General features: G+C 64.9%; 24 protein-coding genes. 14 read left to right on the top strand and 10 right to left on the bottom strand.

Annotation, left to right across the window (positions count from 1 at the left end; all coding sequences use genetic code 11):
• Positions 1-28 precede the first annotated feature (28 nt).
• Entirely contained in the window at positions 29-1,060 is a 1,032-nt protein-coding gene (locus tag LCM4577_RS23665; RefSeq protein WP_071073699.1) for an NAD(P)/FAD-dependent oxidoreductase, read from the top strand.
• A gap of 5 nt (positions 1,061-1,065) precedes the next feature.
• Here the strand turns inward: LCM4577_RS23665 and LCM4577_RS23660 are convergent, their stop codons facing one another.
• Both LCM4577_RS23660 and LCM4577_RS23655 read right to left on the bottom strand, forming a co-directional pair.
• Complete coding sequence (locus LCM4577_RS23660) at positions 1,066-2,550, bottom strand: MDR family MFS transporter (protein ID WP_071073698.1); 1,485 nt, start codon at positions 2,548-2,550, stop codon at positions 1,066-1,068.
• Positions 2,551-2,755: 205 nt separating this feature from the next.
• The gene (locus LCM4577_RS23655) at positions 2,756-3,376 is read right to left on the bottom strand and encodes a DUF922 domain-containing Zn-dependent protease (protein ID WP_083354824.1); all 621 of its coding nucleotides are present in this window, start codon (positions 3,374-3,376) and stop codon (positions 2,756-2,758) included.
• Positions 3,377-3,460: 84 nt separating this feature from the next.
• Between LCM4577_RS23655 and folP the strand changes: the two genes are divergently transcribed.
• From folP to folK, 3 genes are read left to right on the top strand one after another with little or no spacing between them, the layout of a single operon-like run.
• On the top strand, positions 3,461-4,315 hold the full coding sequence (gene folP / locus LCM4577_RS23650) for a dihydropteroate synthase (protein WP_071073696.1): 855 nt from the start codon (positions 3,461-3,463) through the stop codon (positions 4,313-4,315).
• A gap of 2 nt (positions 4,316-4,317) precedes the next feature.
• Positions 4,318-4,677 carry a dihydroneopterin aldolase gene (gene folB / locus LCM4577_RS23645; protein WP_040981151.1) on the top strand — a complete coding sequence of 120 codons (360 nt, stop codon included), beginning with the start codon at positions 4,318-4,320 and terminating at the stop codon, positions 4,675-4,677.
• On the top strand, positions 4,661-5,173 hold the full coding sequence (folK, locus tag LCM4577_RS23640; protein WP_040981149.1) for a 2-amino-4-hydroxy-6-hydroxymethyldihydropteridine diphosphokinase: 513 nt from the start codon (positions 4,661-4,663) through the stop codon (positions 5,171-5,173). Before folB ends, folK begins: the two co-directional genes overlap by 17 nt.
• A 69-nt stretch (positions 5,174-5,242) precedes the next feature.
• Here the strand turns inward: folK and LCM4577_RS23635 are convergent, their stop codons facing one another.
• Positions 5,243-5,791 (bottom strand): DUF924 family protein, encoded by a 549-nt coding sequence (locus tag LCM4577_RS23635; protein ID WP_071029630.1) that lies wholly within the window; start codon positions 5,789-5,791, stop codon positions 5,243-5,245.
• A gap of 10 nt (positions 5,792-5,801) precedes the next feature.
• Positions 5,802-7,637: a monovalent cation:proton antiporter-2 (CPA2) family protein gene (locus LCM4577_RS23630; RefSeq protein ID WP_071073694.1), complete on the bottom strand. Its 1,836-nt coding sequence runs from the start codon at positions 7,635-7,637 to the stop codon at positions 5,802-5,804.
• 276 nt (positions 7,638-7,913) lie between these two features.
• Between LCM4577_RS23630 and LCM4577_RS23625 the strand changes: the two genes are divergently transcribed.
• Positions 7,914-8,180 (top strand): hypothetical protein, encoded by a 267-nt coding sequence (locus tag LCM4577_RS23625; RefSeq protein ID WP_040982305.1) that lies wholly within the window; start codon positions 7,914-7,916, stop codon positions 8,178-8,180.
• 93 nt (positions 8,181-8,273) lie between these two features.
• Here LCM4577_RS23625 and LCM4577_RS23620 read toward each other — a convergent pair whose 3' ends face one another.
• Positions 8,274-9,176 (bottom strand): LysR substrate-binding domain-containing protein, encoded by a 903-nt coding sequence (locus tag LCM4577_RS23620; RefSeq protein ID WP_071073691.1) that lies wholly within the window; start codon positions 9,174-9,176, stop codon positions 8,274-8,276.
• 260 nt (positions 9,177-9,436) lie between these two features.
• On the opposite strand from LCM4577_RS23620, the gene LCM4577_RS23615 reads away from it, so the two are divergent.
• From LCM4577_RS23615 to LCM4577_RS23585, 7 genes are all read left to right on the top strand, one after another.
• Positions 9,437-10,951 carry a leucyl aminopeptidase gene (locus LCM4577_RS23615; protein WP_071073689.1) on the top strand — a complete coding sequence of 505 codons (1,515 nt, stop codon included), beginning with the start codon at positions 9,437-9,439 and terminating at the stop codon, positions 10,949-10,951.
• A gap of 39 nt (positions 10,952-10,990) precedes the next feature.
• On the top strand, positions 10,991-11,896 hold the full coding sequence (locus tag LCM4577_RS23610; RefSeq protein ID WP_071073687.1) for a proline iminopeptidase-family hydrolase: 906 nt from the start codon (positions 10,991-10,993) through the stop codon (positions 11,894-11,896).
• Between the two features lie 15 nt (positions 11,897-11,911).
• Positions 11,912-13,573: an ABC transporter substrate-binding protein gene (locus LCM4577_RS23605; protein WP_071073685.1), complete on the top strand. Its 1,662-nt coding sequence runs from the start codon at positions 11,912-11,914 to the stop codon at positions 13,571-13,573.
• Between the two features lie 76 nt (positions 13,574-13,649).
• A complete protein-coding gene (locus LCM4577_RS23600; RefSeq protein WP_071073771.1) occupies positions 13,650-14,645 on the top strand; it encodes an ABC transporter permease in 996 nt (331 codons plus the stop codon).
• Positions 14,645-15,616, top strand: a complete 972-nt coding sequence (locus LCM4577_RS23595) for an ABC transporter permease (RefSeq protein ID WP_040981135.1) — start codon at positions 14,645-14,647, stop codon at positions 15,614-15,616. The genes LCM4577_RS23600 and LCM4577_RS23595 overlap by 1 nt, the downstream gene beginning before the upstream one ends.
• A complete protein-coding gene (locus LCM4577_RS23590) occupies positions 15,613-16,572 on the top strand; it encodes an ABC transporter ATP-binding protein (protein WP_071073683.1) in 960 nt (319 codons plus the stop codon). The genes LCM4577_RS23595 and LCM4577_RS23590 overlap by 4 nt, the downstream gene beginning before the upstream one ends.
• An 8-nt stretch (positions 16,573-16,580) precedes the next feature.
• Positions 16,581-17,570, top strand: a complete 990-nt coding sequence (locus tag LCM4577_RS23585) for an ABC transporter ATP-binding protein (RefSeq protein ID WP_071073769.1) — start codon at positions 16,581-16,583, stop codon at positions 17,568-17,570.
• 46 nt (positions 17,571-17,616) lie between these two features.
• Here LCM4577_RS23585 and LCM4577_RS23580 read toward each other — a convergent pair whose 3' ends face one another.
• The 4 genes from LCM4577_RS23580 to LCM4577_RS23565 form a co-directional block, all read right to left on the bottom strand.
• A complete protein-coding gene (locus LCM4577_RS23580) occupies positions 17,617-18,171 on the bottom strand; it encodes a hypothetical protein (RefSeq protein ID WP_071073681.1) in 555 nt (184 codons plus the stop codon).
• Positions 18,172-18,384: 213 nt separating this feature from the next.
• Positions 18,385-19,467, bottom strand: coding sequence for a YcjF family protein (locus LCM4577_RS23575; RefSeq protein ID WP_071029647.1), 1,083 nt, complete (start codon positions 19,465-19,467; stop codon positions 18,385-18,387).
• Positions 19,464-20,936, bottom strand: coding sequence for a YcjX family protein (locus LCM4577_RS23570; protein ID WP_071073679.1), 1,473 nt, complete (start codon positions 20,934-20,936; stop codon positions 19,464-19,466). The genes LCM4577_RS23575 and LCM4577_RS23570 overlap by 4 nt, the downstream gene beginning before the upstream one ends.
• Before the next feature lie 63 nt (positions 20,937-20,999).
• The gene (locus tag LCM4577_RS23565) at positions 21,000-21,503 is read right to left on the bottom strand and encodes a histidine phosphatase family protein (protein WP_040981125.1); all 504 of its coding nucleotides are present in this window, start codon (positions 21,501-21,503) and stop codon (positions 21,000-21,002) included.
• Positions 21,504-21,749: 246 nt separating this feature from the next.
• On the opposite strand from LCM4577_RS23565, the gene dksA reads away from it, so the two are divergent.
• Positions 21,750-22,166, top strand: a complete 417-nt coding sequence (gene dksA / locus LCM4577_RS23560) for an RNA polymerase-binding protein DksA (RefSeq protein WP_040972254.1) — start codon at positions 21,750-21,752, stop codon at positions 22,164-22,166.
• A 107-nt stretch (positions 22,167-22,273) separates the two neighbouring features.
• Here dksA and LCM4577_RS23555 read toward each other — a convergent pair whose 3' ends face one another.
• Positions 22,274-22,999, bottom strand: a complete 726-nt coding sequence (locus LCM4577_RS23555) for a flagellar biosynthetic protein FliO (protein ID WP_071029656.1) — start codon at positions 22,997-22,999, stop codon at positions 22,274-22,276.
• A gap of 208 nt (positions 23,000-23,207) precedes the next feature.
• On the opposite strand from LCM4577_RS23555, the gene cckA reads away from it, so the two are divergent.
• Positions 23,208-25,790, top strand: a complete 2,583-nt coding sequence (cckA, locus tag LCM4577_RS23550) for a cell cycle histidine kinase CckA (RefSeq protein ID WP_071073677.1) — start codon at positions 23,208-23,210, stop codon at positions 25,788-25,790.
• Positions 25,791-25,859 lie beyond the last annotated feature (69 nt).

Genomic DNA, 25,859 nt, shown 5'->3' with positions numbered 1-25,859 from the left:
CGCACCATTTCCCAATGGGGCGCAGCGCATGACCGATACGATCAAGACGGACGTTCTCATTGTCGGGGCGGGGCCGGTCGGCCTGTTCGCCGTGTTCGAGCTCGGGCTGCTCGACATGAAATGCCACCTCATCGACATTCTCGACCGTCCCGGCGGGCAATGCGCAGAGCTCTACCCGGAAAAGCCGATCTACGACATTCCGGGCTGGCCCATGATTTCGGCCCAGGGCCTCGTCGACAAGCTGATGGAGCAGATCCATTCGTTCAAGCCGGAGTTCACCTTCAACCGCATGGTTTCGAGCCTTGAAAAGCTCGAGGACGGCAGTTTCCGCGTCGCCACGGATGAAGGCGAGGTGTTCGAGGCCAAGGTGGTGGTGATCGCCGCCGGCGGCGGCTCGTTCCAGCCCAAGCGCCCGCCCATTCCCGGCATCGAGGACTATGAGGGCAAGAGCGTCTTCTATTCCGTCCGGCGCATGGAGGATTTTCGCGGGCACGACCTCGTCATCGTCGGTGGCGGCGATTCGGCGCTCGACTGGACGCTCAACCTGCAGCCGATCGCCAAAAGCGTGACGCTGGTCCATCGCCGCCCGGAATTCAGGGCGGCGCCCGACAGCGTCAACAAGATGTATGCCATGCAGGAGATGAAGCAGCTGCAATTTCTCGTCGGCCAGGTCAGCGGCCTCGCCGGCGCCGCCGGCCAGCTGTCATCGGCGACCATCAAGGGCGGTCCGGACGGCGACGTCGACGTGCCGTGCACCCGCATGCTGCCGTTCTTCGGCCTCACCATGAAGCTCGGGCCGATCGCCGAATGGGGCCTCAACCTTCACGAGAACCTGATCCCGGTCGACACCGAGAAGTTCCAGACGTCGATCCCTGGGATATTTGCGGTGGGCGACATCAACTGGTATCCCGGCAAGCTGAAGCTGATCCTGTCAGGTTTCCATGAGGTGGCGCTGATGGCGCAGGCGGCCAAGCGCGTCATCAGCCCGGGCGAGCGCATCGTCTTCCAGTACACGACCTCGTCGACCAGTCTGCAGAAGAAGCTCGGCGTCCACGACTGAAAAAGTCATTCCGCGAGCACGGGCGCCGCGTTCTCGTCGTGGCCGCGCAATTCCTTTTCAGGCATCACGGCCAGCGTGATCAGCGCCAGCACGAGCGTGATACCGGCGGTAAGGAAGATCATCACGAACGGCATTGCCGATGTCAGCTGGATGTGCGTCTGCGAGCCTTCGGCGGCCAAGGGCAGGCCAAAACCCAGCGCAACGGCGCCGAGCATGGCGACGCCGAGCGCGCCGCCCAGCGTGCGCAGGAAGGTCAGCACGCCCGTCGCGACACCGAGATGCGCGCGGTCGACCGCGTTCTGGACCGAGACGGTGCTGACCGGAAAGGTCGTGCCGCTGCCCAGGCCGATCAGCGTGGTCAGGATTTCGACTTCGAGCAGCGAGGCGTGTCCCGCAATGGCACTGAGCAGGCCTATGCAGACGATCGCCAGGCCGAGGCCGATCATGGCGATGCGCTTGTAGTGGACGAAGTGCGGGATCATGCGGCCGCTGAAGGCGGCGCCGGCGACTGTGCCGAGCAAGAGGCCGAGCATCGCCGTGCCGGATTCGCTCACCGAAAGCCCGACGACCGATTGCAGATAGACTGGCAGGTAGACCGACGCGCCGATGTTGGCGGCCTGCAGCAGGAACATCGACAGCGTGCCGGCGAGCACGATCGGGTTGCCCAACACTTCGAGCGAGACCAAAGGCTCGGCCGCTCTCAGCAGCCTCAGCGCGAAGAAGAACCAGAACAYGGCCGAGCAGGCCACGAGCCCGAGAATCTCGCCTGAGAACCAGGGATAGGTGCTGCCGCCCCAACTGAGCGCCAGGAGCAGCAGCGCGGTGGCGATGACCAGGAGCACCGCCCCCAAACCGTCGATGCGGTGATGCTTAGCCGCGATCGGCAGCTTCTTCAGCGGATTGTTGACGATAGCCATGGCCAGGAAGCCGATCGGCAGGTTGATCCAGAAGATCAACGACCAGTGCAGATGTTCGGCAAAGACGCCACCAAGCAGAGGACCTGCGACGCTGGCCACCGCCCAGGTGCCGGATATCCAGGCCGCGTAGCGGGCGCGCTCGCGCGGCGGCACGAGATCGCCGATGACCGTCTGGGCCAGCGCGAAGAGACCGCCGCCGCCGGCGCCCTGGATGGCGCGGCCGATGACCAGCACCAGCATGTTGGGCGCGAGCGCGCTGACCAGCGACCCGAGCAGGAAGATGAGGATGCCGGCGTGGATGACCGGCCGGCGTCCATAGACATCGGAGATCTTGCCGTAGAGCGGCGCCACAGCCGTCGCGGTCAGAAGATAGCCGGTGACGATCCATGGCAGATACTCGGCATGGCCGAGCGCGCGCGCGATCGTCGGCAGGGCGGGGGCGACGATGGTCTGGTCAAGCGCCGCCAAAAGCATCGACAACAGCACGCCGGCGATGATGGTATTCTTCTCGCTCTCGCTCATCATCGGCGCGGCTTTCGGCGCCATCGCCTGTTTCTCGACGGTCTGGTCCATGCGTCATTCTTTCAAAGGCTGATGCTCAGTGCGCCAAAACGGCTCCGGCCGGTCGCGCCTTCATTTCTCATCGTGGATGGYGGTTCGAGTGTTCGACCCCGCTATATGTCGTTCGATATAGTCCGATTTCGACCGCCCTTCGAAAGTTTTCCCGGTCTGGCACCATGCTTGGGCGAAATTGGCCTCGGATGCGGCTTGCCTCAGGTCAAGGCGGCGGCAGTTGCCCGGCTTCGACGCGCTCCATCCGGTAACGCATCAGTCGGAGGATGCGGTTTTCGAAATTGACGCTTTCGACGCGGTCGAAGCGCACCTGGTCCTGATCGTGCCTGGCGAGCTCGGCTGCCTGGACCGCCGCGGCCTTGGCCTTTGCCTCCTCGCATGTCTTTTGCGCAGGGATGGATTTCAGCGCATCCTCGAGCAGGCGCGCATGGTTCTTGGCGATCTCGACATGGCGCTCCTCATGCCGCTTGATGTCGGCCGACAGCGTGTCCCAGAACAGCCTGACGTCGGGATYGGCTTTGCGCGGACGCCGCCATTCGGGGAGGATCACCTTGACCTTCACGGTGACGGCCGCGTCGGCGATGCGGCAGGATTCCGCGCTCTGCGCGTAGCTGATGCGGGTGGTGAAGGCCATCTGCGTGGCGCCCGGATGCCGCGAGCCGGTGCTCTTCACTTCGGGGCCGTTTCTCGACAGTTGGTTCTGGATATCGTCGAGCGTGCGGCCGCCGACGCTGAAATAGCTGTAGGTCTTCACCAGATTGGCCGCGCCCGCCGGCATGGCGGTCAATGCGAGCATCAGGGCGCAGAGCAGGGATCGGTTCATCATATTGCCTCTTCACGCACCTTGCTTTAGGGCCGTCGCCAGCGCAACGGAATTGATTTCGCGCGGATCACGCATGGTTGATGGACAATGACGACAAGGCGATGGCAGCTGGCGCATGGACGCTATCTCGACCTCGGTCCGAAGGCCGTCGTCGTCGGCATCCTCAACGTGACCCCGGACAGTTTTTCCGACGGCGGCCTGTTCATCGCGCCCGAGAAGGCGCTGGAGCAGGCGCGCCGCATGGTGAAAGAGGGCGCCGCCGTCATCGATGTCGGCGGGGAATCGACCCGACCTGGTTTTGCTCCGATCACCGCTGAAGAAGAGCAGGGCCGCGTGCTGCCGGTCATCGCCGCGCTCGCGGCTTCCGGCGAGGCGCTGATCTCGGTCGACACCTACCGCGAGGACACGGCGCGGCGGGCGGTCGCCGCCGGCGCCCATATCGTCAACGATGTCTGGGGGTTGCAGCGCGAGCCCGGCATAGCGCGCGTCGCGGCCGAGACCGGCGCCGGGCTCGTCATCATGCATACCGGGCGCGAACGGCAGAAGCTGCCTGACGTGATCGAGGACCAGTTCCTGTTCCTGCGCAGATCGCTGGAGATCGCGCGTGCCGGCAAGGTCACCGACAGCCAGATCGTGCTCGACGCCGGCTTCGGCTTCGCCAAGGAGACGGCGGAGGAAAACCTCGACCTGATGGCGCGGTTCTCCGAGCTTCAGGCGCTCGGCTATCCGCTGATGGCGGGGACCTCGCGCAAGCGCTTCATCGGCAGCGCGACGGGGCGCGAGGCTGGCGATCGGGCGGCCGGCACGGCGGCCACCAGCGTCATCCTGCGCTTGAAAGGAGCCGACCTGTTTCGCGTCCACGATGTCGCAATCAACGTGGACGCGCTGGCGGTGACCGATGCTATGCTTGCCCGCGAAACCGAGCTTCCTCCCGGACACTGATCATGTACGTCATCCGCATGAAGAACTGCGCCTTCTTCGCCCGCCACGGCGTGCTTGACGAGGAGGAGACGCTTGGCCAGCGTTTCTATGTCGATGCCGAACTGACGGTTGAGCCCAGCCGGCCGCTGACGGAGGATTCCATCGAGGATACCGTCAATTACGGCGTCGCCTTCTCGGTCATCGAGGAGATCGTGACCGGACATCGCCGCTTCCTGATCGAGGCGCTGGCGCTGGAGGTCGCGAAAGCGCTGACGGCGCGGTTCTCGCAGATCAGGAAAGCCGCGATCACCGTGCGCAAGCCGAACGCCCCGGTGCCGGGCGTGCTCGATCATGTCGAGGTGAGCGTTGTCTGGCCGGAATAGCGCCGTCTACCTCAGCCTCGGCGGCAATCTCGGCGACCCGGCGAAGTCCATGGGCGCGGCATTGCGCATGCTGGACGGCGACGACGCGACGCGCGTCACCGCCGTCTCCTCGCTCTACCGCACGCCGCCCTGGGGCAAGCTCGACCAGCCCGATTTCCTCAACGCCGCCGCCGCGATCGAGACGGCGCTTTCGCCACGCGCGCTGCTCGACCTTTGCCTCGACGTCGAGAAGCGGCTGAAGCGCGTGCGCGAGGAGCGCTGGGGGCCGCGGCTGATCGACATCGACATACTGGTGTTCGGCGACCGGGTGATCCACGAGACCGGTCTCGAAGTGCCGCATCCGCGCATGCTGGAACGCGCCTTCGTGCTGGCGCCGCTGGCCGAGATCGCGCCCGCGCTTTCGGTTGGCGGCAGGAGCGTGTCGGAACGGCTCGGAGCCGTCGACACGTCCGGCATCGAGCGGCTGCCGTCGGGCCGCGAATGGTGGCTCGGCTGATTTTGGATTGTCGCAATTCCGGACGGAAAACCGCTCACACTTTTCCTGGAATTGCTCCAAGCCGGCTGGTCAGCCGGAAAAACCGCCGCCGTCCAGGAAAGCTTGTTCCTCGGCGGTCGTCGCGCGGCCAAGCATCAAGTTGCGGTGCGGGAAGCGTCCGAAGCGTTGGACGATCTCCAGGTGCTCCTCGGCGTATTTCAGATAGTCGGGCGCCCTGGCGGCCGTCAGCTCGGCCGACCGTTGCTGGTCCGCCAGCGATTCGGAATGCTCGAAGGGCAAATAGAGGAAGACGCGAAGCTGCTCGTCCAGTTCCAGGTCCTGACCGGCGGCGATCGCCCTGTCGGCGAAGTACCGGGCGAGTGGGTCAGTGGCATACATGTGGCCGCTGCCGCGGAAGCAGTTGCGTGGGAACTGATCGAGAAGGATCATCAGCGCCAGCGAGCCTTCGGCATGCGCGTTCCAGTCGTCGCATTCGCGCCGCGCGGCGGCGTAATGCAACTCCAGGAACCGGTTGCGGAAATCCGCGTCGAAGGCGTCGCTCTTCTCGAACCAGGCGTCCTCGCCGGCATCGCGCCAGAATTTGGTGACCGAAGGCGCTCGCGGATCGAGTTCTGCCATGCCTTGTCCTTCAGTTCTTTGTTTCTRCCTGGTTCAGCACGACGGCGGTCTCCTGGTTCAGCGCCCGGCCGGCGCGGCGCGGCTGGGTGAGCGGCGTTGGGATCGGCGTGCCGATATTGCCCTTGAGGAAACGCTGGCCGGCGCGGATGCCCTCGGCAAGCTGGGTTTCGAAGCGGGCGGTGTCGCGGCGGCGCACGTCCTCGATGACCTCGGCGACTTCCTCGGGATCGACGCCCAGCGCCTCCAGCGCCGAGCCGCCGAAGACGAGCGCCGATTCGAAGGTCTCACGCAATTGGTAGTCGACGCCGGCCCGAATGAGCTGCAGCGCCGTGCCGCGGTCGAAGGCGCGCGCCAGTATGGTGACCAGAGGGAATTCCGCCTTGATCAGTTGCGCGATGCGCACGGCGGCGTCCGGCTTGTCGACGCAGATCAGCACCGCGCGGGCGCGCCCGGCGCCGGCCGCATGCAGGATGTCCAGCCGCGTGCCGTCGCCGTAATAGACCTTGAAGCCGAAATCGGCAGCCGCCTGGATCATCTCCACCTCGTTGTCGATGATCGAGACATCCAGCCCGCGCAGCAGAAGCGGCTGGCTGGCTATCTGGCCGAAGCGGCCGAAGCCGATGATGAGCACGCTGCCGGTGAGGCCCTCGGCGATGTCGACGCCGTCGAGCGACTGCTCGTCGCGCGGGGTGAGGTAGCGCAGCGCCACGATGGCCAAGGGCGTCAGCACCATGGAGATGATGACAATGGCGGTCAGCGTGGCATTGGCCTGGCCGTCGATGATGCCGACCGCGGCGGCGGAAGAATAGAGCACGAAGGCGAACTCGCCGCCCTGCGCCATGAAGACGGCGCGTTCGAGCGCCTCGCGGTGGCCGCTCTTCAGAATGCGCGCGACGGCGTAGATGCCGACCGCTTTCATGACCATGTAGGCGACGACATAAATGGCGACGAGCTGCCAGTTCTGGGCGACAACGCCGAGGTCGAGCGACATGCCGACGGCGAGGAAGAACAGGCCGAGCAGGATGCCGCGGAACGGCTCGATATCGGCTTCGAGCTGGTGGCGGAAGGTCGATTCCGACAGGAGCACGCCGGCGAGGAAGGCGCCCATCGCCATCGACAGGCCGGAGAGTTGCATGGCGAGCGCCGATCCCAGCACCACCAGCAGCGCGGCGGCGGTCATGACCTCGCGGGCGCGGGCATCGGCCAGGATGCGGAAGAGCGGATTGAGCAGGTAACGGCCGGCCACGACCAGACCGACGATGGCGGCGATACCGATGCCGACTTCGGTCAGCCGCTGCGAAAAACTGGTCTCGGCGCCGCCAGGCGCGAGGAACGCCACCAGCGCGAGCAGCGGCACGATCATCAGGTCTTCGAGCAGCAGGATGGAGACGATGCGCTGGCCTTTCGGCGTGGCGATCTCGCCGCGCTCCTCCAGCAACTGCATGACGATCGCCGTCGAGGTCAGCACGAAGCCGGCGCCGGCGACGAAGGACTGCGCGATCGGAAAGCCGCCGGCCAGTCCGACCAGGGTCAGAAGCACCGCGCAGACGCCCACCTGCAAGGCGCCCAGTCCAAAGATCTCGCGCCGCAGCCCCCAGAGCCGCGAGGGCTGCATCTCCAGGCCGATGATGAACAGGAACATGACGACGCCGAGCTCGGCGACATGGAGGATCGCTTCCGATTCGGAAAAGATGCGCAGGCCGAACGGGCCGATGACGACGCCGGCGGCGAGATAGCCGAGGATCGAGCCGAGCCCCATGCGCTTAAAGATCGGCACGGCGACGACGCCAGCGGCGAGCAGCGCCACCACCTGCACCAGATCGCTGCTCGACGCTTCAGCTGCCATGCCTGTCATCCCGTTGCTTGACCCACTCCTTGCATGCCCTGGGAGCGGGAGGCAAGGGCGCGGAGACTGGCTGGAAGAGCAGGGGCATCCACCAGGATACGAAGCGATAGGCTTCGCGGCAAACGGCTGTTGCAACCGTGTTACACAAGTTGACACAGCCCGGTCGTTGCGCGCCGCCACAATCAGAGGTTATGGCACGCTTGGCTCTGGCCTTTGGGCTTCGGCCAGTGGAGGCAGCCGCGATGGGCGGCTGCCTTTTTTGAGGAGAAAATTGACATGAAGAAGTTTTTGCTCGTTGCCGTCGGTGTTGCGGCGTTGGCCGGTTCGGCTTGCTCCAAGGGGCCGGAATGCACGCAGGAAATCGCCGCCAAGAAGGCGCAGGACATGGCTGCCGCCCTCCAGGAAGCCATCACCAAGGACCCGAGCAAGGCGGCCGATCTGACCGCCAAGGTGCAGGCTGTGACGACCAAGTATCAGGGCGCGACGACGCTCGACGAAGCCTGCAAGGCCTATGACGAGCTGACCGCCACCATCAAGGGTTGAGCGCAGCCGTCGACAAATATGAAGGCGGTGGCCGGTCGGCCGCCGCCTTTTTTCTTACGCGGCGCTTCGGTCGGCACGTCTTTCCGAGATACGCTACGCGATACCCATGGTCCGCTTGTGGTCGGCGATCTCGGCGAGCAGCCAGTCCTGGAACAGGCCGGTGCCCGGCTTGTTTCCGATGCTGCGGCGCTGGTGCAGGTAGATGCCGGCGGGATAGGCGTGGCGGGCGCTGAAGGGGGCGACAAGCCTGCCTTGCTGCAGAAGGTCCTGGGCCATTATGGTGTCGGCCAGGGCGATCCCCGCGCCGTTTATCACCTCGCGCATGATCAAGGTGCAGTCATCGAGTGTCGTGCTGGATTTAGGCGTGGTGTCGAGAACGCCCTCCTGCTCCAGCCACCGCTTCCACCGCATGGTCTCGCATTCGTGGATCAGGTGATGGTWGACCAGATCGGCGGGGGAGCGCAGCGGCACCGGACCTTCCAGCAGCGACGGTGCGCATACCGGCGTCAGCAGGAGCGGGATCAGCAGCGTCAACGCGGGACCGGCCTTGTAGACGAACTCGTCGACAATCGCCAAATCGAAGTTGGCRCGCTTGCCCGACGTCGAGATCTCCAGGTCCACGGATGGATGCAGTCGCCGGAAATTCGGCAACCGGTCCGCCAGCCAGAGGTTCAGGACGGTCGGCACGCAGAGCACTCTTACACGCTGGRTCCTGCCGTGCCACGGCCCGTCGACGAAGCTGACATCGTCGGTGGCGCGCCAGATTGCCTCGAATGCCTCCGAAAGAGAGCGCGCGTAGTATGAGCCCCTGATTGTCGGGGTGATCTGGCGAAAACCGCGTTCGAACAGGTCCTGGCCGAGGTTCCTTTCAAGCGCGCGGATGTGGCGGCTGACGGCCGAGGGCGTCAGATGCAGCTCTTCCGCTGCATCCTTGATGCTGCCGAGACGCGCGGCGGCCTCGAAAGCGCGCATGCCATTGAGCGAGGGCAGGGCCATTGGCCGATCATGAAATGTCAGTTGAGTTTTTGTCAATCGACTTGGGCGAAATTGGCGTTTGATCGCCTGGCCGGTTCAGGGATACCCAAAAGGCAAGAGCGACTAAGTCGCCATCCGAAAACGATTATTTGGGCACTCCGATGCCGTTCCGTCAGCGGCGGAGACCGGGATACCGGTTTCCGCCGTTGGCCGGCGAAGCTTTGCGTATGACGCGAGTTAAGCCTCGGCGGGGGCGCCCCTGGAATGGGAGAACGAGCTTTATGCCTCAGTCGCCGGCGCCGGTCTTCGAGACGGCGGACGAGATTTCCGCGGAAACCTCGGTCGTCGTGATCCTGCAAGCCGCTCAAAACGGTTTTGGCCCACGGGCAGCGGCGCTCGATGCCGAAATGGACGGGATCTTGTCCCGCGCGTGTTCCGACCCGGCCGTTCTTGAACAATCCGGCGCCTGCGTCGACGTCATCGCTCCCAAGGCCATGTCCGTCCGTCGCGTGGTGGTGCTGGCTTTGGGCAGGGCCGAGGCCGTGACCACGCTTTCCCTGGCGCGCGCCGGCGGTTTGCTTGCCGCGCATCTGGAAGGCAAGGGCGAATGCGCGGCTACCCTCGTGCTGGACCCGCTCGCGGGTGTCGAGCTTCCGGCAGCGGAAATCCTGGCGCGGGTTGCGCTCGGCATGCGGTTGCGGCGCTATCGTTTCGACATGCGAAACCGGCGTCAGGGGGCAGGCGCCGACCGCACTTTGCGCGTACAGATGATCGGCGCGGCCGGTCCGGAGCTGAAAGCGGCGCTGGCGCGGATCAACGCCATCGCTGACGGCGTCGAATATGCGCGCACCCTGGTCAACCTGCCGCCGAACCATCTCCACCCCGACAATTTCCACGATCACCTGGAGCCGCTGCGCGAGGCCGGCATCGATGTCGAGATCCTCGACGCGGCGCGGCTGAAGGAGCTCGGCATGAATGCGATCCTGGCCGTCGGCTCCGGTTCGGCGCGACCGCCGCGAGTCGCCGTCCTGCGCTATCGCGGCAAGGGCGCTCCCGCGCAGCCGCTGGCTTTCGTCGGCAAGGGCGTCTGCTTCGACACCGGCGGCCTGTGCATCAAGCGCGGCGAGCAGATGTTCGACATGAAGGCCGACATGGGCGGCGCCGCCGCCGTGGTCGGCCTGTTGATCGCGCTCGCCCGGCAAGGCAGCCCGGTGCATGCCGTCGGCGTGCTCGGCATTGCCGAGAACATGCCGTCGGGCACCGCGCTCAAGCCGCGCGACATCATCACGACCGCGTCGGGGCAGACCGTGGAGGTGTTCGACACGGATGCGGAAGGGCGCCTCATCCTGGCCGACTGCCTCTATTACGCCGCTTCGCGCTTCAACCCGTCGGTGATCGTCGATCTGGCCACGCTGACCTATTCGGTGATGCGCGGCCTGGGCTCGGTCTTCGCCGGTCTGTTCAGCACCGACGACACCATCGCCTCGCGCATGATCGCGGCCGGCGAGAAGGTCGGCGAGCGGTTCTGGCAACTGCCGCTCGACCGGGCCTATGACGAGGGCCTGCAATCGCCCTTCGCCGATATCCGGCACCACGCCAAGGACATGGAAGACGGCGACGCGCCCTATGCCGCCGCCTTCCTGCGCAATTTCACCGAAGACCGTCCCTGGGTGCATCTCGACATCGCCGGCAAGGAACTGGCCGACAAGGACCGGCCTCTGGGCCGCGAGGGCGCCACGGCCTTCGGCGTGCAGATGCTGGAAGAGTGGGTGCAGTCCGGCCGGGCGGCGAACTAAGCGACAACGAGAATGTCTTCAACCACACAGGGAGCCGGGATGTCGTCCGAGATCGTCAGCAAGGAAGGGTGGGCCGGCTTCGGCGCCTACGAAACCTGGTATCGGATCAGCGGCGAGCTCGATGCCGGCAAGGCTCCGGTGGTCATCCTGCATGGCGGGCCGGGCGCCGCGCACAACTACGTCGACGCCTACAAGCTTCTTGCCCGAGGCGGCCGCGCCGTCATCCACTACGACCAATTGGGCTGCGGCAATTCCACCTTGTTGCCGGAAAAGGGCGCCGATTTCTGGACGCCCCAGCTGTTCATCGATGAGCTGGAAAACCTCGTCGATCATCTCGGCATCCGCGGCGGCTTCCATGTGCTCGGGCAGAGCTGGGGCGGCATGCTGGGCGCCGAATATGGCGTGACCCGGCCGAAGGGCCTGAAGTCGCTGACCATCGCCAACTCGCCGGCTTCCATGAAGCTTTGGGTCGAGGAGGCCAATCGGCTGCGCGCCGATCTGCCCAGGGACGTGCAGGAGACGCTGACGAAGCACGAACAGGCCGGCACAACGGACGATCCGGCCTATCAGGAAGCGACGATGCGGTTCTACGAACGGCATGTCTGCCGGGTCGTGCCGTTTCCGCCCGAGGTGACGGAGACTTTCGCCCAGATCGTGCGCAATCCGACCGTCTACAATGTGATGAACGGCCCGAACGAGTTCCACGTCATCGGCACGCTGAAGAGCTGGAGCGTCATCGACCGCCTGCCGGCCATCGAGGTTCCCACACTTCTCATCTCCGGCCGTTACGACGAAGCCACGCCAGCGACCGTGCAACCCTTCAAGGACGGCATCAAGGGATCGCGCTGGCAGATATTCGAGCATTCAAGCCACATGCCGCATGTCGAGGAGCAGGACCTCTGCATGCGGGTGGTGGGAGACTTCCTGGACGAAAACGACAACTGAAAGGGGAATGACGACATGAAGAAACTGCTTTTGGCGGCGTCGGCCGCTTCATTGCTGGCCAGCTCATGGCTCGCTCCGGCGCAGGCCGAATATCTCAAGGAACACCGTGGCGGCACCATCCGCCTGCTTGCCCGATCGGCTGCCGGCACCCTCGATCCGCACATCAACTACACCGACCAGGGCTGGCAGATGTACCAGCCGATCTATGACGGCCTGGTCGCCTTCCGCAAGGCCGAGGGCGTCGAGGGCTTCAGCATCGTTCCCGACCTGGCCGAGGCGCTGCCCACGGTCAGCAATGACGGCAAGACCTTCACCTTCAAGCTGCGCCAGGGCATCAAGTTCTCCAACGGCCAGGACCTCGGCGTGAAGGACGTCGTCGCTTCCTTCCAGCGCATCTTCAAGGTCTCCGGGCCGACCTCGGGTACCTTCTATGCCGGCATCGTCGGCGCCGACAAATGCCTGGCCGACACCAAGAGCTGCACGCTGGAAGGCGGTGTCGTCGCCGACGAGGCGGCCGGCACGATCACCCTCAATCTCACCAAGCCGGACGCCGAAATCCTCTACAAGCTTGCCTTGCCGCATGCCGTGATCCTGCCGGCGGACACGCCGACGGAGGATATGGGCTCCAAGCCGATCCCCAGCACCGGCCCCTACATGATCTCGGCCTTCGACCCCAACAAGGGCATGACCGTTTCCCGCAACCCCAATTTCAAGCAGTGGAGCGAGGAAGCTCAGCCGGACGGCTATCCGGATGTCGTGCAGTATGATTTCGGCCTGTCGGAGGAGGCGGCCGTGACGGCCATCCAGAACGGCGAGGCGGACTGGATGTTCGACGCGCTGCCCAGCGACCGCCTTGGCGAACTCGGCAGCAAGTCCATGGACCAGCTGCACATCTCGCCGCTTTCGGYCTGGTGGTACGCGCCGCTGAACACCCGCATGGCTCCATTCGACAATGAAAAGGCCCGCCAGGCCGTCGCTTACGCCGTCGACCGCAACACGCTGGTCAAGCTGTTCGGCGGCAAGGTGCTGGCCTCGCCGGTCTGTCAGGTCCTGCCGCCGGACTTCCCCGGACATGAGGACTATTGCCCCTTCACCAAGAACCCTGGCGCCAAATGGTCGGCTCCGGATGTCGACAAGGCCAAGCAGCTGGTCGAGGAATCGGGCACCAAGGGCCAGAAGGTGACCATCATCGTCGAGGATACCGCCATCTCGCGGTCGATCGGCGTCTATCTGCAGAGCGTGCTGACCACCATCGGCTATGTCGCCGACGTCAAGCCGATCTCGTCCAACCTGCAGTTCACCTATATCCAGAACACCAACAACAAAGTGCAGATGTCCGTCACCCAATGGTACAAGGACTACCCCGCGGCGTCGGACTTCCTGAACATCCTGTTCAGCTGCGCATCCTTCCGCGAAGGCTCGGACGCCTCGATCAACATCTCCGGCTTCTGCGACAAGGACATCGATGCTGAGATGCAGAAGGCGCTGGACCTTGGCGTGACCGACCAGAAGGCGGCCGACAAATTGTGGGCCGCGATCGACAAGCAGGTCACAGACAAGGCGCCGGCGGTCGGTCTGTTCACGCCGAAGCGGCTTGATTTCGTCAGCAAGCGCGTCGGCAATTTCAAGTTCAACCCGCAGTTCAACTGGATTATCACCCAATCCTGGGTGCAGTAGGGGCCTGGGTGCAGTAAGGGGCCCTGAGTGCAGTAACGAACCGCGGAAGCACATCGTGTCCAGCCAAGTCGCCGCCATGCCGCGCAAGACGCGAGGGCCTTGGGCCGTCGCGTTTGCGAAGCTGGCAACGGACAGGGCCGCCATGGCGTCCTTGGCCGTGTTCCTCATCATCGTTCTCGCCTGTTTCAGCGCGCCGATCTACGCGAAATGGGCGGGTACGGATCCGTTCGCCTCGACGCTCGACGCCGTCATCCAGATCGACGGCGCCGACGTTCCGGTGATGGAACAGTCGACCGAGGGACTGGGACTTGGCTACACGCCGATCGGTCCGACCTGGCGGCTCGGCAACTACTTCCTCGGCGCCGACAGCCAGGGGCGGGACGTCATGGCGAGGTTGCTCTATGGCGGGCTCAACTCGCTGCTGATCGCCGGCGCCGCGACCATCTTCACGCTGATCTTCGGCACGCTGGCGGGACTGATCGCCGGCTATTTCGGCGGCATCACCGACACGGTGCTGTCGCGCCTGCTGGACGTGCTTTGGGCATTCCCGATCTATCTGCTGGCAATCTCGCTTTCCATCGTTACCATCGCGCAAGGCATCGCGATCGGGCCGATCGAGATCCAATCGGGCAGCCTATGGCTGCCGATCATCATCATAGGCATCGTCTATATACCCTATGTCGCGCGGCCGATCCGCGGGCAGGTCCTGGCGCTGCGCCACAGTGAGTTCGTGCTCGCCGCGGTCAATCTCGGCGTGCCGGGCTGGCGCATCCTGCTGCGCGACATCCTGCCCAACATCACCACCACGCTCATCGTCTTCGTGCCGCTGATGATGGCGCTGAACATGCTAACGGAATCGGCGCTCTCCTTCCTGTCGATCGGCGTGCAGCCGCCGGCCGCGAGCTGGGGCACGATCATCCAGGACGGCCAGGCGCTGCTCTACACGCGGCCGCTGGTGGCGCTGGTGCCCGGCCTGGCGATCGCCGTTTCCGTCATGGCGCTCAATGTCTTCGGCGACGGTCTTCGCGATGCGCTCGACCCGCGCTCCAAGGTCAGGCTGGGGCGCGACTGATGCTTTACGCCATCCTTCGCCGTTTCGGTCAGATGCTGTTCGTGATGTTCGGCATCTCGGTCATCGTCTTCCTCATCTTCTTCGCCACGCCTGGCGCCGACCCCGCCGCGCGCATCGCCGGCCGCAACGCCTCGCCGGAGGTGCTGGCGGCGGTACGCCACAGCTTCGGCTTCGACCAGCCGCTCTATGTGCAATACACGCGCATGATGGAGAAGATCTTCGTCACCGGCGACCTGACCTCCTTCGTCAATCGCGGCTGGAAGGTGGTGCCGGCCGTCATGGATTCGATCCCCGTCACGCTTTCGCTGGTGTTCGGGGCCGCGGTCCTGTGGGTGGTCGTCTCGATCATCATCGGCATCGTCGCGGCGGCCACCCGCGACAGTTGGCTGGACAAGCTCCTGATGGCGCTGGGCCTGCTCGGCATTTCCATGCCGGTCTACTGGCTGGGCGAGGTGATGAACCTGATCACCCAGAGCCGCTACCACGACAGCTGGGCGTTCTCCTGGGTGCCGCCGCTCGGCTACAAGAACTTTTCCGACGATCCCAAGGGCTGGTTTCTCACGCTGGTCATCCCATGGATCACGCTGGCCATCCTCTATATCGGCATCTACGGGCGCGTGCTGCGCGCGGCTATCATCGAATCCATGCAGGAAGATTATATCCGCACCGCCCGCGCCAAGGGCCTGTCGGAGACCCGCATCCTGTTCCGCCATGCRCTGCGCACCTCGCTCATCGCCTTCGTCACCCTGTTCGGTCTCGACTTCGGCGCGCTGGTCGGCGGCTCGGCCTTGCTCACCGAGGTCGTGTTCGGCCTRCACGGCATCGGCAAGCTCACTTATGATGCGCTGCAGAACCTCGATCTGCCGATGATCATGGCGACGGTCATGTATGCGTCGATGTTCGTGGTCATCGCCAACGCGGTGGTGGATTTCGTCTACATCCTCCTCGATCCGCGCCTGAGGGCATCATGATATTGTCGGTGCGCGATCTCAAAGTGTCCTTCCGCACCCATGACGGGCCGGTGCGGGCCATCGACGGCGTTTCCTTCGATCTCGAGGAAAGCGAGATCCTTGGCGTCGTCGGCGAATCCGGTTCGGGCAAGACGGTGTCGCTGCTGGCCGTCATGGGGCTTATCACCGATCCGAACGCCACCATCGAAGGCTCGATCCTCTACAAGGGTCGTGAGCTGGTGGGCTTGCCGGCGCGCGAGCTCAGGCGCCTGCGCGGCAACGAGATCGCGATGATCTTCCAGGACCCGATGACGGCGCTGACGCCGGTCTACACGATCGGCTGGCAGATCGCCGAACAGATCCGCGCGCATCGCGGCATCAGCAAGGCCAAGGCGATGGAGCGCGTCGAAGAGCTGCTGGCGGAGGTGAACTTCCCCAATCCGCACGAGGCCATGTCGCGCTATCCGCACCAGCTTTCCGGCGGCATGCGGCAGCGGGCGGTGATCGCGATGGCCTTGTCCTGCGATCCGGCGCTGCTGGTGGCGGACGAGCCGACCACCGCGCTCGACGTGACGGTGCAGGCCGGCATCCTCGACCTCGTGCGCAAACTGCGGGCGAAGCATAAGTCGGCCGTGGTCTTCATCACGCACGACATGGGCGTCGTCTCCGAGCTCGCCGACCGCGTTATGGTCATGTATGCCGGCCGCGTGGTGGAGCGCGGCACCCGCACGGAGCTGTTTTCCGATCCGCGGCACCCTTATACGCGCGCGCTGCTCGGCTCGATCCCGCCGCTGACCGGCCAGAAACCGCGCCGCCTGCCGGCCATCCCCGGTTCACCGCCATCGCTGCTGCGGCTGCCGCAAGGCTGCGCCTTCGGTCCGCGCTGTCCGGTCCGTTACGAGCCTTGCGAAGCGGGCAGGCCGGGTCTCGGCAGCGGCCCGCATGCCGCCGCGTGTTTTCGGGTGGCACAGGCATGAGCGAAGCAATGATTGACGCCGACCGACCGATCCTCGAGACGCGCTCGCTGGCAAAACGGTTTTCGATCGGCACTCGTTTTTCCGCGGAGGGCAGGCGGACCGTCCATGCGGTGGACAACGTGTCGCTCACCGTGCGGCGCGGCGAGACGGTAGGCCTCGTGGGCGAATCCGGATGCGGCAAGTCCACGCTGGCGCGCTGCCTAGTGCGGCTCTACGACATCACCGACGGCAAGCTTCTGTTCGAGGGCGACGACATCACCTCGAAGTCGCTGTCCGAGCTCAGGCCGCTGCGGCGGCGCCTGCAGATGGTCTTCCAGGATCCATCGGCCTCGCTCAATCCGCGGCGGCGCGTCGGCGATCTCGTCGCCGAGCCGCTCCGCATCCACGGCAAGCTTTCGGCCAAAGAGATCGCCGCGCGGGTGGCGGAGCTGTTCGAACTGGTCGGACTGCTGCCGGACCATGTGATGCGCTATCCGCACGAATTCTCGGGCGGCCAGCGCCAGCGCGTCGGTATCGCGCGGGCGATCGCGTTGAACCCCGACCTTGTCGTGCTGGACGAGCCCGTCTCCGCGCTCGACGTGTCGGTGCAGGCCCAGATCGTCAACCTGCTCGCCGACCTGCAGGAGAAGCTGAAGCTCACCTATATCTTCATCGCTCACGACCTTTCCGTCGTGCGCCAGGTCTCGACCCGCATCGCCGTCATGTATCTCGGCTCGATCGTCGAGGAAGGACCGGCGGAAGAGGTGTTTGCCACACCGGCCCATCCTTACAGCCAGGCGCTGATCTCGGCCGTTCCTGTCGTCGAAACGACGCCCACGGGCACGCGCAAGCGCATCATCCTCACCGGCGACGTGCCGAGTCCTCTCAAGCCGCCGTCCGGATGCCGTTTCCATCCCCGATGCCCGATCGCGGCGGATCGCTGCCGTTCCGAGCGGCCGGAACTGAAGGAATACCGTGCAGGCCGCAAAGTGGCCTGCCATTTCCCGACTTTGACCTGAACCGTCTTCTTTGCGAGTGGGGCGCGGCTGCCGGGGCCGCGACGGATCAGTTCTTGGCGATGGCGCCGACTTCGACGGAGTCGATCCGCTTGAGGCTCATGCCGATCACCGGCACTAGCTGATCGTTGACGCGCACGGCCACCGTCACGGTCATCGAATTGCCGTCGGGCACACGCGCCTGCATGACGCCGTTCAACTGCTTGCGGTTGATCGTGAAGACGACCTTCTGGGCATCGACGACATTGYCGCCGACAATGTCCATTCCGCTTTCGGTCGAGCCGCCCATGAAGGTGCCCCTGTAACCGTCGCGGCCCTTGCGCTCGACGCTGGCCGACATCTTTTGCGTGAACACGCCGACCCTGCAGCCGCCGTCAAGCGTCATGCCGAGCTTGCTGGCAGGCGTCGATCCGTTGAAATCGCAGGTGAATTTGGTGCCCTTGTACTTGCCGGCGATGATCTCGCCGGGGCCTACCCATCTGCCTTCGACGGAGCGGAAGAACTGCTTGTCCGGTTCTGCGCCAAAAGCCTTTTCGACCAATCCGAGCGGCGCGGCAATCGCAACCGTCGCAGGCAGCACGCAGGACAAGATTACGCTTCTCATGGACGACACCCGGCACGACAGAGTCTGTTCTTGGAACCTGACCGACCATGGCGAAGATTGGTTAATGCTTCGTCACTGGAGCATGATGCCGAAAAGTGTGAAGCGGTTTTCGGACGACATCATGCTCCACTTCTTTGACTCAGAGCCGGATTCAGATTTCAGGTCGATTCGACCTGAAATCATCCGGCTCTGGCGGCGGTTTTCACGTTTACCCTATCCTTCCGCTTGACCGTCCTTTCGCGCCGCGAACGAGGTCAGCGCCGAGAGGAAGTCGCCGAGGCCGGGGCGCTTCACGGCGATGAACGGCAAGGGGCGGGCCGTTTCCATCGCCGCGATGCCGATGCGCGCCGTCATCATGCCGTTGACCACGCCTTCGCCGAGTTTCGCCGAGAGTTTCGCGGCAAGCCCATGGCCAACGATCTGCTGAACGAAACTGTCGCCGACCGCGATCGAGCCTGTCACCGCCAGATGYGCGAGCACGCCGCGCGCCAGCCGGAAGAAACCGAGCGTGCCCGGACGGCCGCCGTAGAGTTCGGAGAGCCGCCGGATCAGGCGCCCGGCCTCGAACACGACATAGGCGATGTCGACCAGCGCGCGGGGGCTGACCGCCGTTATGAGGGAGACGCGCTTTGCGGCTTCTAGAATCATGACCTTGGCGCGCGCATCGAGGGGCGACAGGATTTCGGTCTCGGCCAGCCGCACCAGATTGGCGCCGTCGATGATCTCGCCGCGCAATTCGGCGAGCGAACGCCGACCGGCGGCGGTCTCGGGTTTTGCCGCGACGAAGGCCGAAAGCTCGTCAACCAGGGCGCGCGCTGCCTTGGGATCGTCACGCGCCACGGCGTCAAGAGCCCGCTTCTGCATCTTTTCGACTTCGGCAAGGCGGGCGATGGCGAGGAATTCGCGGATCAGGATGACGAGCAAGGAGAGCAGCGCGATCGCCGCCATGCCGGCTGCCAACCAGCCGAGCCATTCGGCGCGCGCGAACAGATCGCGGATCAGCTGGTCGGCCCACAGGCCGACCGCCAGCGAGACGAGCACGCTGAGGGCTCCGAGGAACAGCCGCGCCAGCAGCGAAGACTTTCTTGGCGCCGTCGCCGGCGGCGGGATTGCAGCCTCGATGTCCGGTTCGTCGAAAACGTCGATTTCGGAGGGAATGACCGTCGTGACATCCGCCCTGGCCGCGCGCGGCCGGCGCATCGGTTGCTCCTCGGCGCCGCGATTTCGCTGCGGATGCGGCGGAGCCGCGGTCTCGGGCTCGATGCGGAAAGCCGCCGGTTTGCGGGGCGCGGTCATGCCAGATGATCTCCGATCAGGAACTGCAACGCGCGGTCGAGCCGGATATGCGGCAGGGACAGCGTGACGCCTTCGGCGGTGCGTTCGAGCTTCGGCGGGCGGAAGCGCACGAAGCGGATCGCCGGCTCTGTGCTGTCCGGCGGCGATCCGGAGGAATCGAACACCGCATCCACCTTTTCCGGCAAATCGCCCGGGAATATGGCGGTTTCGGTCTTTCCGTCGAATGTCTCGCCGTTGATCTTCTCGCCCTTCAGCGGGGTGCCGATGATCACCGGCAGCGTCTCGCGGCCCTGTTTCACCGTGCCTTCGCGTGTCGAGCGGACCGCGGCCATGGCAACGACATCGACGGCGGCGCCGCTGAAATTCGCCCGCGCCAGGGCCCGGTCGGTCAGCCGGCGCACGATCGCCTGCAGCCGGTCGTGGCTTTCATGATGCAGATGGTCCGCCTTGGTCGCGGCGACCAGGATGCGGTCGATGCGGCGCGAGAAGAAGTCGGTGAGGAAATTGCCGCGTCCGGGCCGGAAACAGGACAGGATCTCGGTAACGGCGCGCTCCAGATCGGCCATGGCGGCCGGGCCGGCATTGAGCGCCTGCATGGCGTCGATCAGCACGATCTGCCGGTCGAGGCGGGTGATGTGCTCGCGAAAGAACGGTTTGACGACATGCGTCTTATAGGCCTCGTAGCGGCGCTCCATCATCGCCTGCAGCGATCCGGAGGGCGGCCGGCCCTGCGCCAATGTCATCAGCGGCGCGAAGGTGAGCGCCGGAGAACCTTCGAGATCGCCCGGCATCAGGAAACGGCCGGGCGGCAGCGTCGACAGCGCGCGGTCGTCGAGCTTGCAGGCCTTGAGATAGGCGGCGAAGCTCTCGGCGAGACGGCGCGCCGTCATCTCGTCGGCGTCGGCATCGGGATTGACGGTGGAAGCCAGCTCGCGCCAGGCCTGAGACAGGTCGGAACGGACGGGCAGGGCGGCCAGCTCGACCGCCTCGCGCGAAAAATCGGCGAAGGATTTGCCGAGCAGCGGCAGGTCAAGCAACCATTCGCCGGGATAGTCGACGATATCGATGGACAGCTTTCCGGCGGAAAACAACCGGTTCCAGCCGGAAGCCGACTCATATTCGATGGTGAGCCTGAGCTCGGAGATGGCGCGCGTCGAGTCCGGCCAGACGCGGTCGTTCACCAAAGCCGCGACATGGTCCTCGTACTGGAAACGCGGAACGGCGTCGTCCGGCTGCTCCTCGAGGAAGGCGCGGGCGATGCGGCCGGATTTCTGCGCTTCGAACAGCGGCAGGCGTCCGCCATGGATGAGATTGTGGACGAGGGCGGAGATGAAGACGGTCTTACCGGCGCGGGAGAGCCCGGTGACGCCAAGACGCAATGACGGAGAGAAGAGCCCGGCGGCGCGGCCCGACAGCGTGTCGAGCGCAATCCTTGCCTCGTCGGTGAAATTGGTGAGCGATGATGCCAAATCAGGCCTCTGGTTGGGCGTCCGCGCCCGATATAGGCCTTGGGTCGCGCGTTTGAAATGGCCTCAAAGGTCGGCGGGCGTGAGAAAGGCTTCAAGATAGCCGCTGCCTTGCGCCGCCTCCGCAAGATTGCCGGGAAAGCGCACCACGGCGAGGCCGGAGGTCGGAAAACCGTGGTTCATCATGCCGCGCGCCGCTTCATCGCCGTCGCCCGACACCGCCATGGCCAGGTCCTCGGTCATGGGGTTGTGGCCGATCACCAGAAGCTGGTCGGCGCCGCCATTTTTCCGGATAATGTCGAGATAGCCGGCCGCATCCTCGCTGTAGAGCGTGTCGAAGAACAGGACCCGGCCGGTGTCGGTGCGCCCTGCCAGGCCCTCCAGCGTCTGCCTTGCCCGCTTGGCGTTGGAGCAAAGCGTGACGTCTGGCACATAGTTGCGGGCCCGCATGGCTTCTCCCATCGTTTCGGCATCGGCCATGCCGGACTGGTCGAGCGGGCGATCGAAATCGCGCACACCGGGCAGCGCCCAGCCGGCCTTGGCATGCCGCAACAGATAAAGCCTGCTCAACCGGAACCCCCATGGCGCTTCGGATCGAAGCGCGATTAGTCACCAGAACGATGTCCTGCACAATGGCCGATGCCAGCGACTGCAACGAATCATGCGCGAATTCGTTTTCTGCCGTCGAAACAACGTCGCCGCTGGAGCCACCCATGTGAGACTAACAATTGCGTGAAACTCTCGCCGATAGCGCTTGTGCAGGCTCTTGTCCCCGAATATATAGGCGCCAAATTTTGGGGTTGTTGGGTGAGTCGAATGAACGACATCGTTACCGCCGATTACGTACCCTCCGAAGACGAGCCGTTCATGAACGAACGGCAAAAATCGTACTTCCGTCAAAAGCTTATCACTTGGAAGAACGACATTCTGCGCGAAGCGCGCGAGACCCTCGAAATCCTGCAGCAGGAAAACGCCAACCACCCCGATCTGGCCGATCGCGCCTCCTCCGAAACCGACCGCGCCATCGAACTGCGCGCCCGCGACCGCCAGCGCAAGCTCATCTCGAAGATCGACTCGGCGCTCCAGCGCATAGACGAAGGCACCTACGGCTATTGCGAGGAAACCGGGGAGCCGATCGCGCTGAAGCGGCTGGATGCGCGTCCGATCGCGACGTTGTCGATCGAGGCGCAGGAACGCCATGAGCGCCGCGAGAAGGTTTATCGCGACGACTGACGCGAGCCGAATAAGTAATAAAACGCAGAAAATGGCCGGATTTCCGGCCATTTTCGTTTCCTAGGCCGAGGCGCGGGCCGCTCGCCTACTGGCAAGCTGCCGTCAGGTCAGCGCTTGTGGTTGCCCAACTCGCCAAGCAGCTTGGTCATCTCCTCATCGAGGGAAGGCTTTGGCGCGGGTTTGCTTGCCGCCGGCTGGGCGTGCGTCTCGTCGAGAGAGGTTTCGAGTTCGTGCATCAACGTGTCATCGATCGAATCGTTCGAGGGCGGCGGCGTGTATCTGGTGGCGCCGTTGGTCGTCCCGTAGCCCGACAACGGCATGACCTTCGCCGTCGGCTGGCTCGGCACCGCCGGATTGGGCGCCGCGGGCGCGGGCGCGGGGGCGCGCGGACGTGCTGCGGCGGCTGGCTGGGCGGCAGGCGGCGGTTGCCTAACGGGGGCGGGTGCGGGCGGAGGTGCCGGCTGCGGCGCGCGCGGGCGCGGCGCCGCGGTTGCCGGCTGGCCGCTGTCGCCGGTCAGCGCCGGGCGGCGAGGCGCTGCGAGCCGGATATCGCGTTCGACCACGACATCGGTCGGCCCGCCGATCAGGATCAGGTGCTCGATGTCGTCGCGGCGCACCAGCACCAGGCGGCGATGGCTGTCGACGGCGGTGGCGTCCATGACCGCAAGGCGCGTCTTGCGGTTCCTGCCGCCGGCCACGAAGGTGCCGAACGTCAGGTTGCGAACCACCTTGATGACGAGCAGGACGACGACAAGCAAAATGAGCGCCGCGAACGTCCACAGGATTGCAGCGACGTAACCCGGACCCGCCACGCTATCCAGCCACTGCAGCATCGGTGCACCCAATCGCCTTTTCGAGTGAGGCGACACTAGACCGCGGCGGCGGCCCGCCGCAAGTTCACATCACCGATCGTGAACAGTTTGAAACATGAATCGTTGATTTTATCGGACATTTGCCGCCGGGGCCTTTTCCGTTACAGGAGAATGTGATTCAACCGACCGTCCGCGCCCATCGGACACCGGAATCACGAGCAGGGGGAACATGGCCAAGGAAGCGCGCGGCGATTTCTATCCGGTACCGATCGTCGACCAGAACACGCGTCCGGGCGCCGTTACCAGGCTCATCGTCTTCATCGTCGTCTTGACCGGCGCCGCGATCGTCTTCGGGCTATTCCGCGAGCGGCTCGGCGATCCTTTCCTGCTCGGCATGCTCGGCGTGCTCGCCATGATCGGCGTCGGCTTCCTGTTCGCGACCGCGATCGGCTTCGTGCAGATCGCGCCGCGGTCGACCGGCGACGAACTGTCGAAAGCTTTTGTCGACTCCATGTCGCAGGGCCTGCTGGTCACCGACACCAAGGGCCGCGTCGTCTACGCCAACCGTGCCTATGCCGACATGACGGGCGCCGCCTCGGCCACCGACCTCAAGACCGTCGAAGGGCTGTTGTCGGATGTTCCCGAGGCCTCGATGACAATCTACCGGCTGGCGTCGGGCCTGCGCGACGGCCAGGCGGGCGACGGCGAGTTCCGGCTGGCGCAGTCGATCAAGCCGGGCGCCGAGCCCGGCGCGCGCTGGTATCGGGCGCGCGCCCGCGCCTTCAGCATGCCCGGGCAAAGGCTGCCGATGCTGGCCTGGCAGCTCGCCGACATCTCGCAGGAACGGGCGGAGCAGGAACGTTTCTTCCTCGACCTGCAGAAAGCCATCGACCATCTCGACCATGCGCCGGCGGGGTTCTTCTCGGCCGATCAGGAAGGCCGCGTCACCTATATCAACGCCACGCTCGCCGAATGGCTCGGCATCGACCTTGCCTCCTTCACGCCGGGCGCCATCACGCTGCCGGAAATCATCGCCGGCGACGGCATGGCGCTTGTGCGTTCGGTCAAGGCCGACCCGGGCACGACGCGCAACGCCGTTATTGACCTCGATCTCACCACCATGAGCGGCCAGGCGCTGCCGGTGCGCTTCATGCACCGGGTTTCGGCAAGCCGCGAAGGCTTGAACGGCCCGACCCGCACGATCGTGCTCAACCGCACCCAGGGCGAGGACGCTTCCGCGGAACTCAGGGCCTCCGAGGTTCGCTTCACCCGCTTTTTCAACTCGACGCCGATGGCCATTGCCGGCGTCGATGCGAGCGGTCGCATCCTGCGCACCAACGCGCCGTTCCTGCAGTTGTTTTCATCCGTGGTCGACCGCGACGCCGTCGATCGGCGAGTTCGCTTCGAGACCATCGTTCACGAACGCGACCGGCCGGCCTTCGCCGCCGCGTTCGAGAAGGCCCGGCAGCGGCAGGCCAATATCGAGCCGATCGACTCCGTGCTGCCCGGCAATGAGGAGCGGCATATCCGCTTCTACGTCAACGCCGTGGCCGACAGCGCAGGCGGCGAAGGCGCCGAGGAATCGGCCATCGTCTATGCGGTCGAGACCACCGAGCAGAAGGCGCTCGAGGGCCAGATGGCGCAGAGCCAGAAGATGCAGGCGGTCGGGCAGCTCGCCGGCGGTATCGCGCACGACTTCAACAATGTGCTGACCGCCATCATCATGGCGTCCGACCTTCTCTTGACCAACCACCGGCCGTCGGACCCGTCCTTCCCCGACATCATGAACATCAAGCAGAACGCCAACCGGGCGGCATCGCTCGTGCGGCAATTGCTGGCCTTCTCGCGCAAGCAGACGCTGCGGCCGGAGGTGCTCAACCTGACTGACGTTCTGGCCGACCTCAGGATGCTGTTGGCTCGCCTTGTCGGCAACGATATCAAGCTCAAGATCGACCACGGCCGCGACCTCTGGCCGGTCAAGGTCGATATCGGCCAGTTCGAGCAGGTGGTGGTCAATCTCGCCGTCAATGCGCGTGACGCCATGCCGAGCGGCGGCGACCTCACCGTGCGCACCCGCAACATCAGGGCGGAAGAGTGCAGATCCTTCGCCTATCGCGAACTGACGCCGGCCGATTATGTGCTCGTCGACGTCGAGGATACCGGCAGCGGCATCGCGCCCGACGTGCTGAAGAAGATCTTCGAGCCGTTCTTCACGACCAAGGAAGTGGGCAAGGGCACCGGCCTCGGCCTGTCCATGGTCTACGGCATCATCAAGCAGACCGGCGGCTTCATCTTCTGCGATTCCGAAGTCGGTAAGGGCACGGTGTTCCGCATCTTCCTGCCGCGCCACATCGCCGAGATGAAGAAGCAGGCCGAACCCGGCGAAGCGCCAGCCGCAGCGACAGTCCCGGCGAAGCCGGCCGACACCGCGAAAGACCTTTCCGGCTCGGCCACGGTGCTTCTGGTCGAGGACGAGGACGCGGTGCGCATGGGCGGCGTGCGGGCGCTGACCTCGCGCGGCTACACCGTGCACGAGGCGTCGTCCGGCGTCGAGGCGCTGGAAGTGTTCGAGGCGCTCGGCGGCAAGGTCGACATCGTCGTGTCGGACGTGGTGATGCCGGAGATGGACGGACCGACATTGCTCGGCGAGCTGCGCAAGCGTCAGCCGGACATCAAATTCGTGTTCGTTTCGGGCTATGCCGAGGACGCCTTCGCCAAGAACCTGCCGGCGGATGCGCATTTCGGCTTCCTGCCGAAGCCGTTCTCGCTCAAGCAGCTGGCGACGATCGTCAAGGACGTTCTGGAATCCTAGAACGTTCAGCGGTTTCCTGGAATTGCTTTAAGTAAGCCAGCGCTTGCGCATTGCGGCCACCCTGTCATG

Origin of the sequence: Mesorhizobium sp. LCM 4577 (assembly GCF_001854795.2) — a bacterium.
In the GTDB taxonomy this organism is placed as follows: Bacteria; Pseudomonadota; Alphaproteobacteria; order Rhizobiales; family Rhizobiaceae; genus Mesorhizobium; species Mesorhizobium plurifarium.
This window is presented reverse-complemented; position numbering and strand designations above follow the sequence as displayed.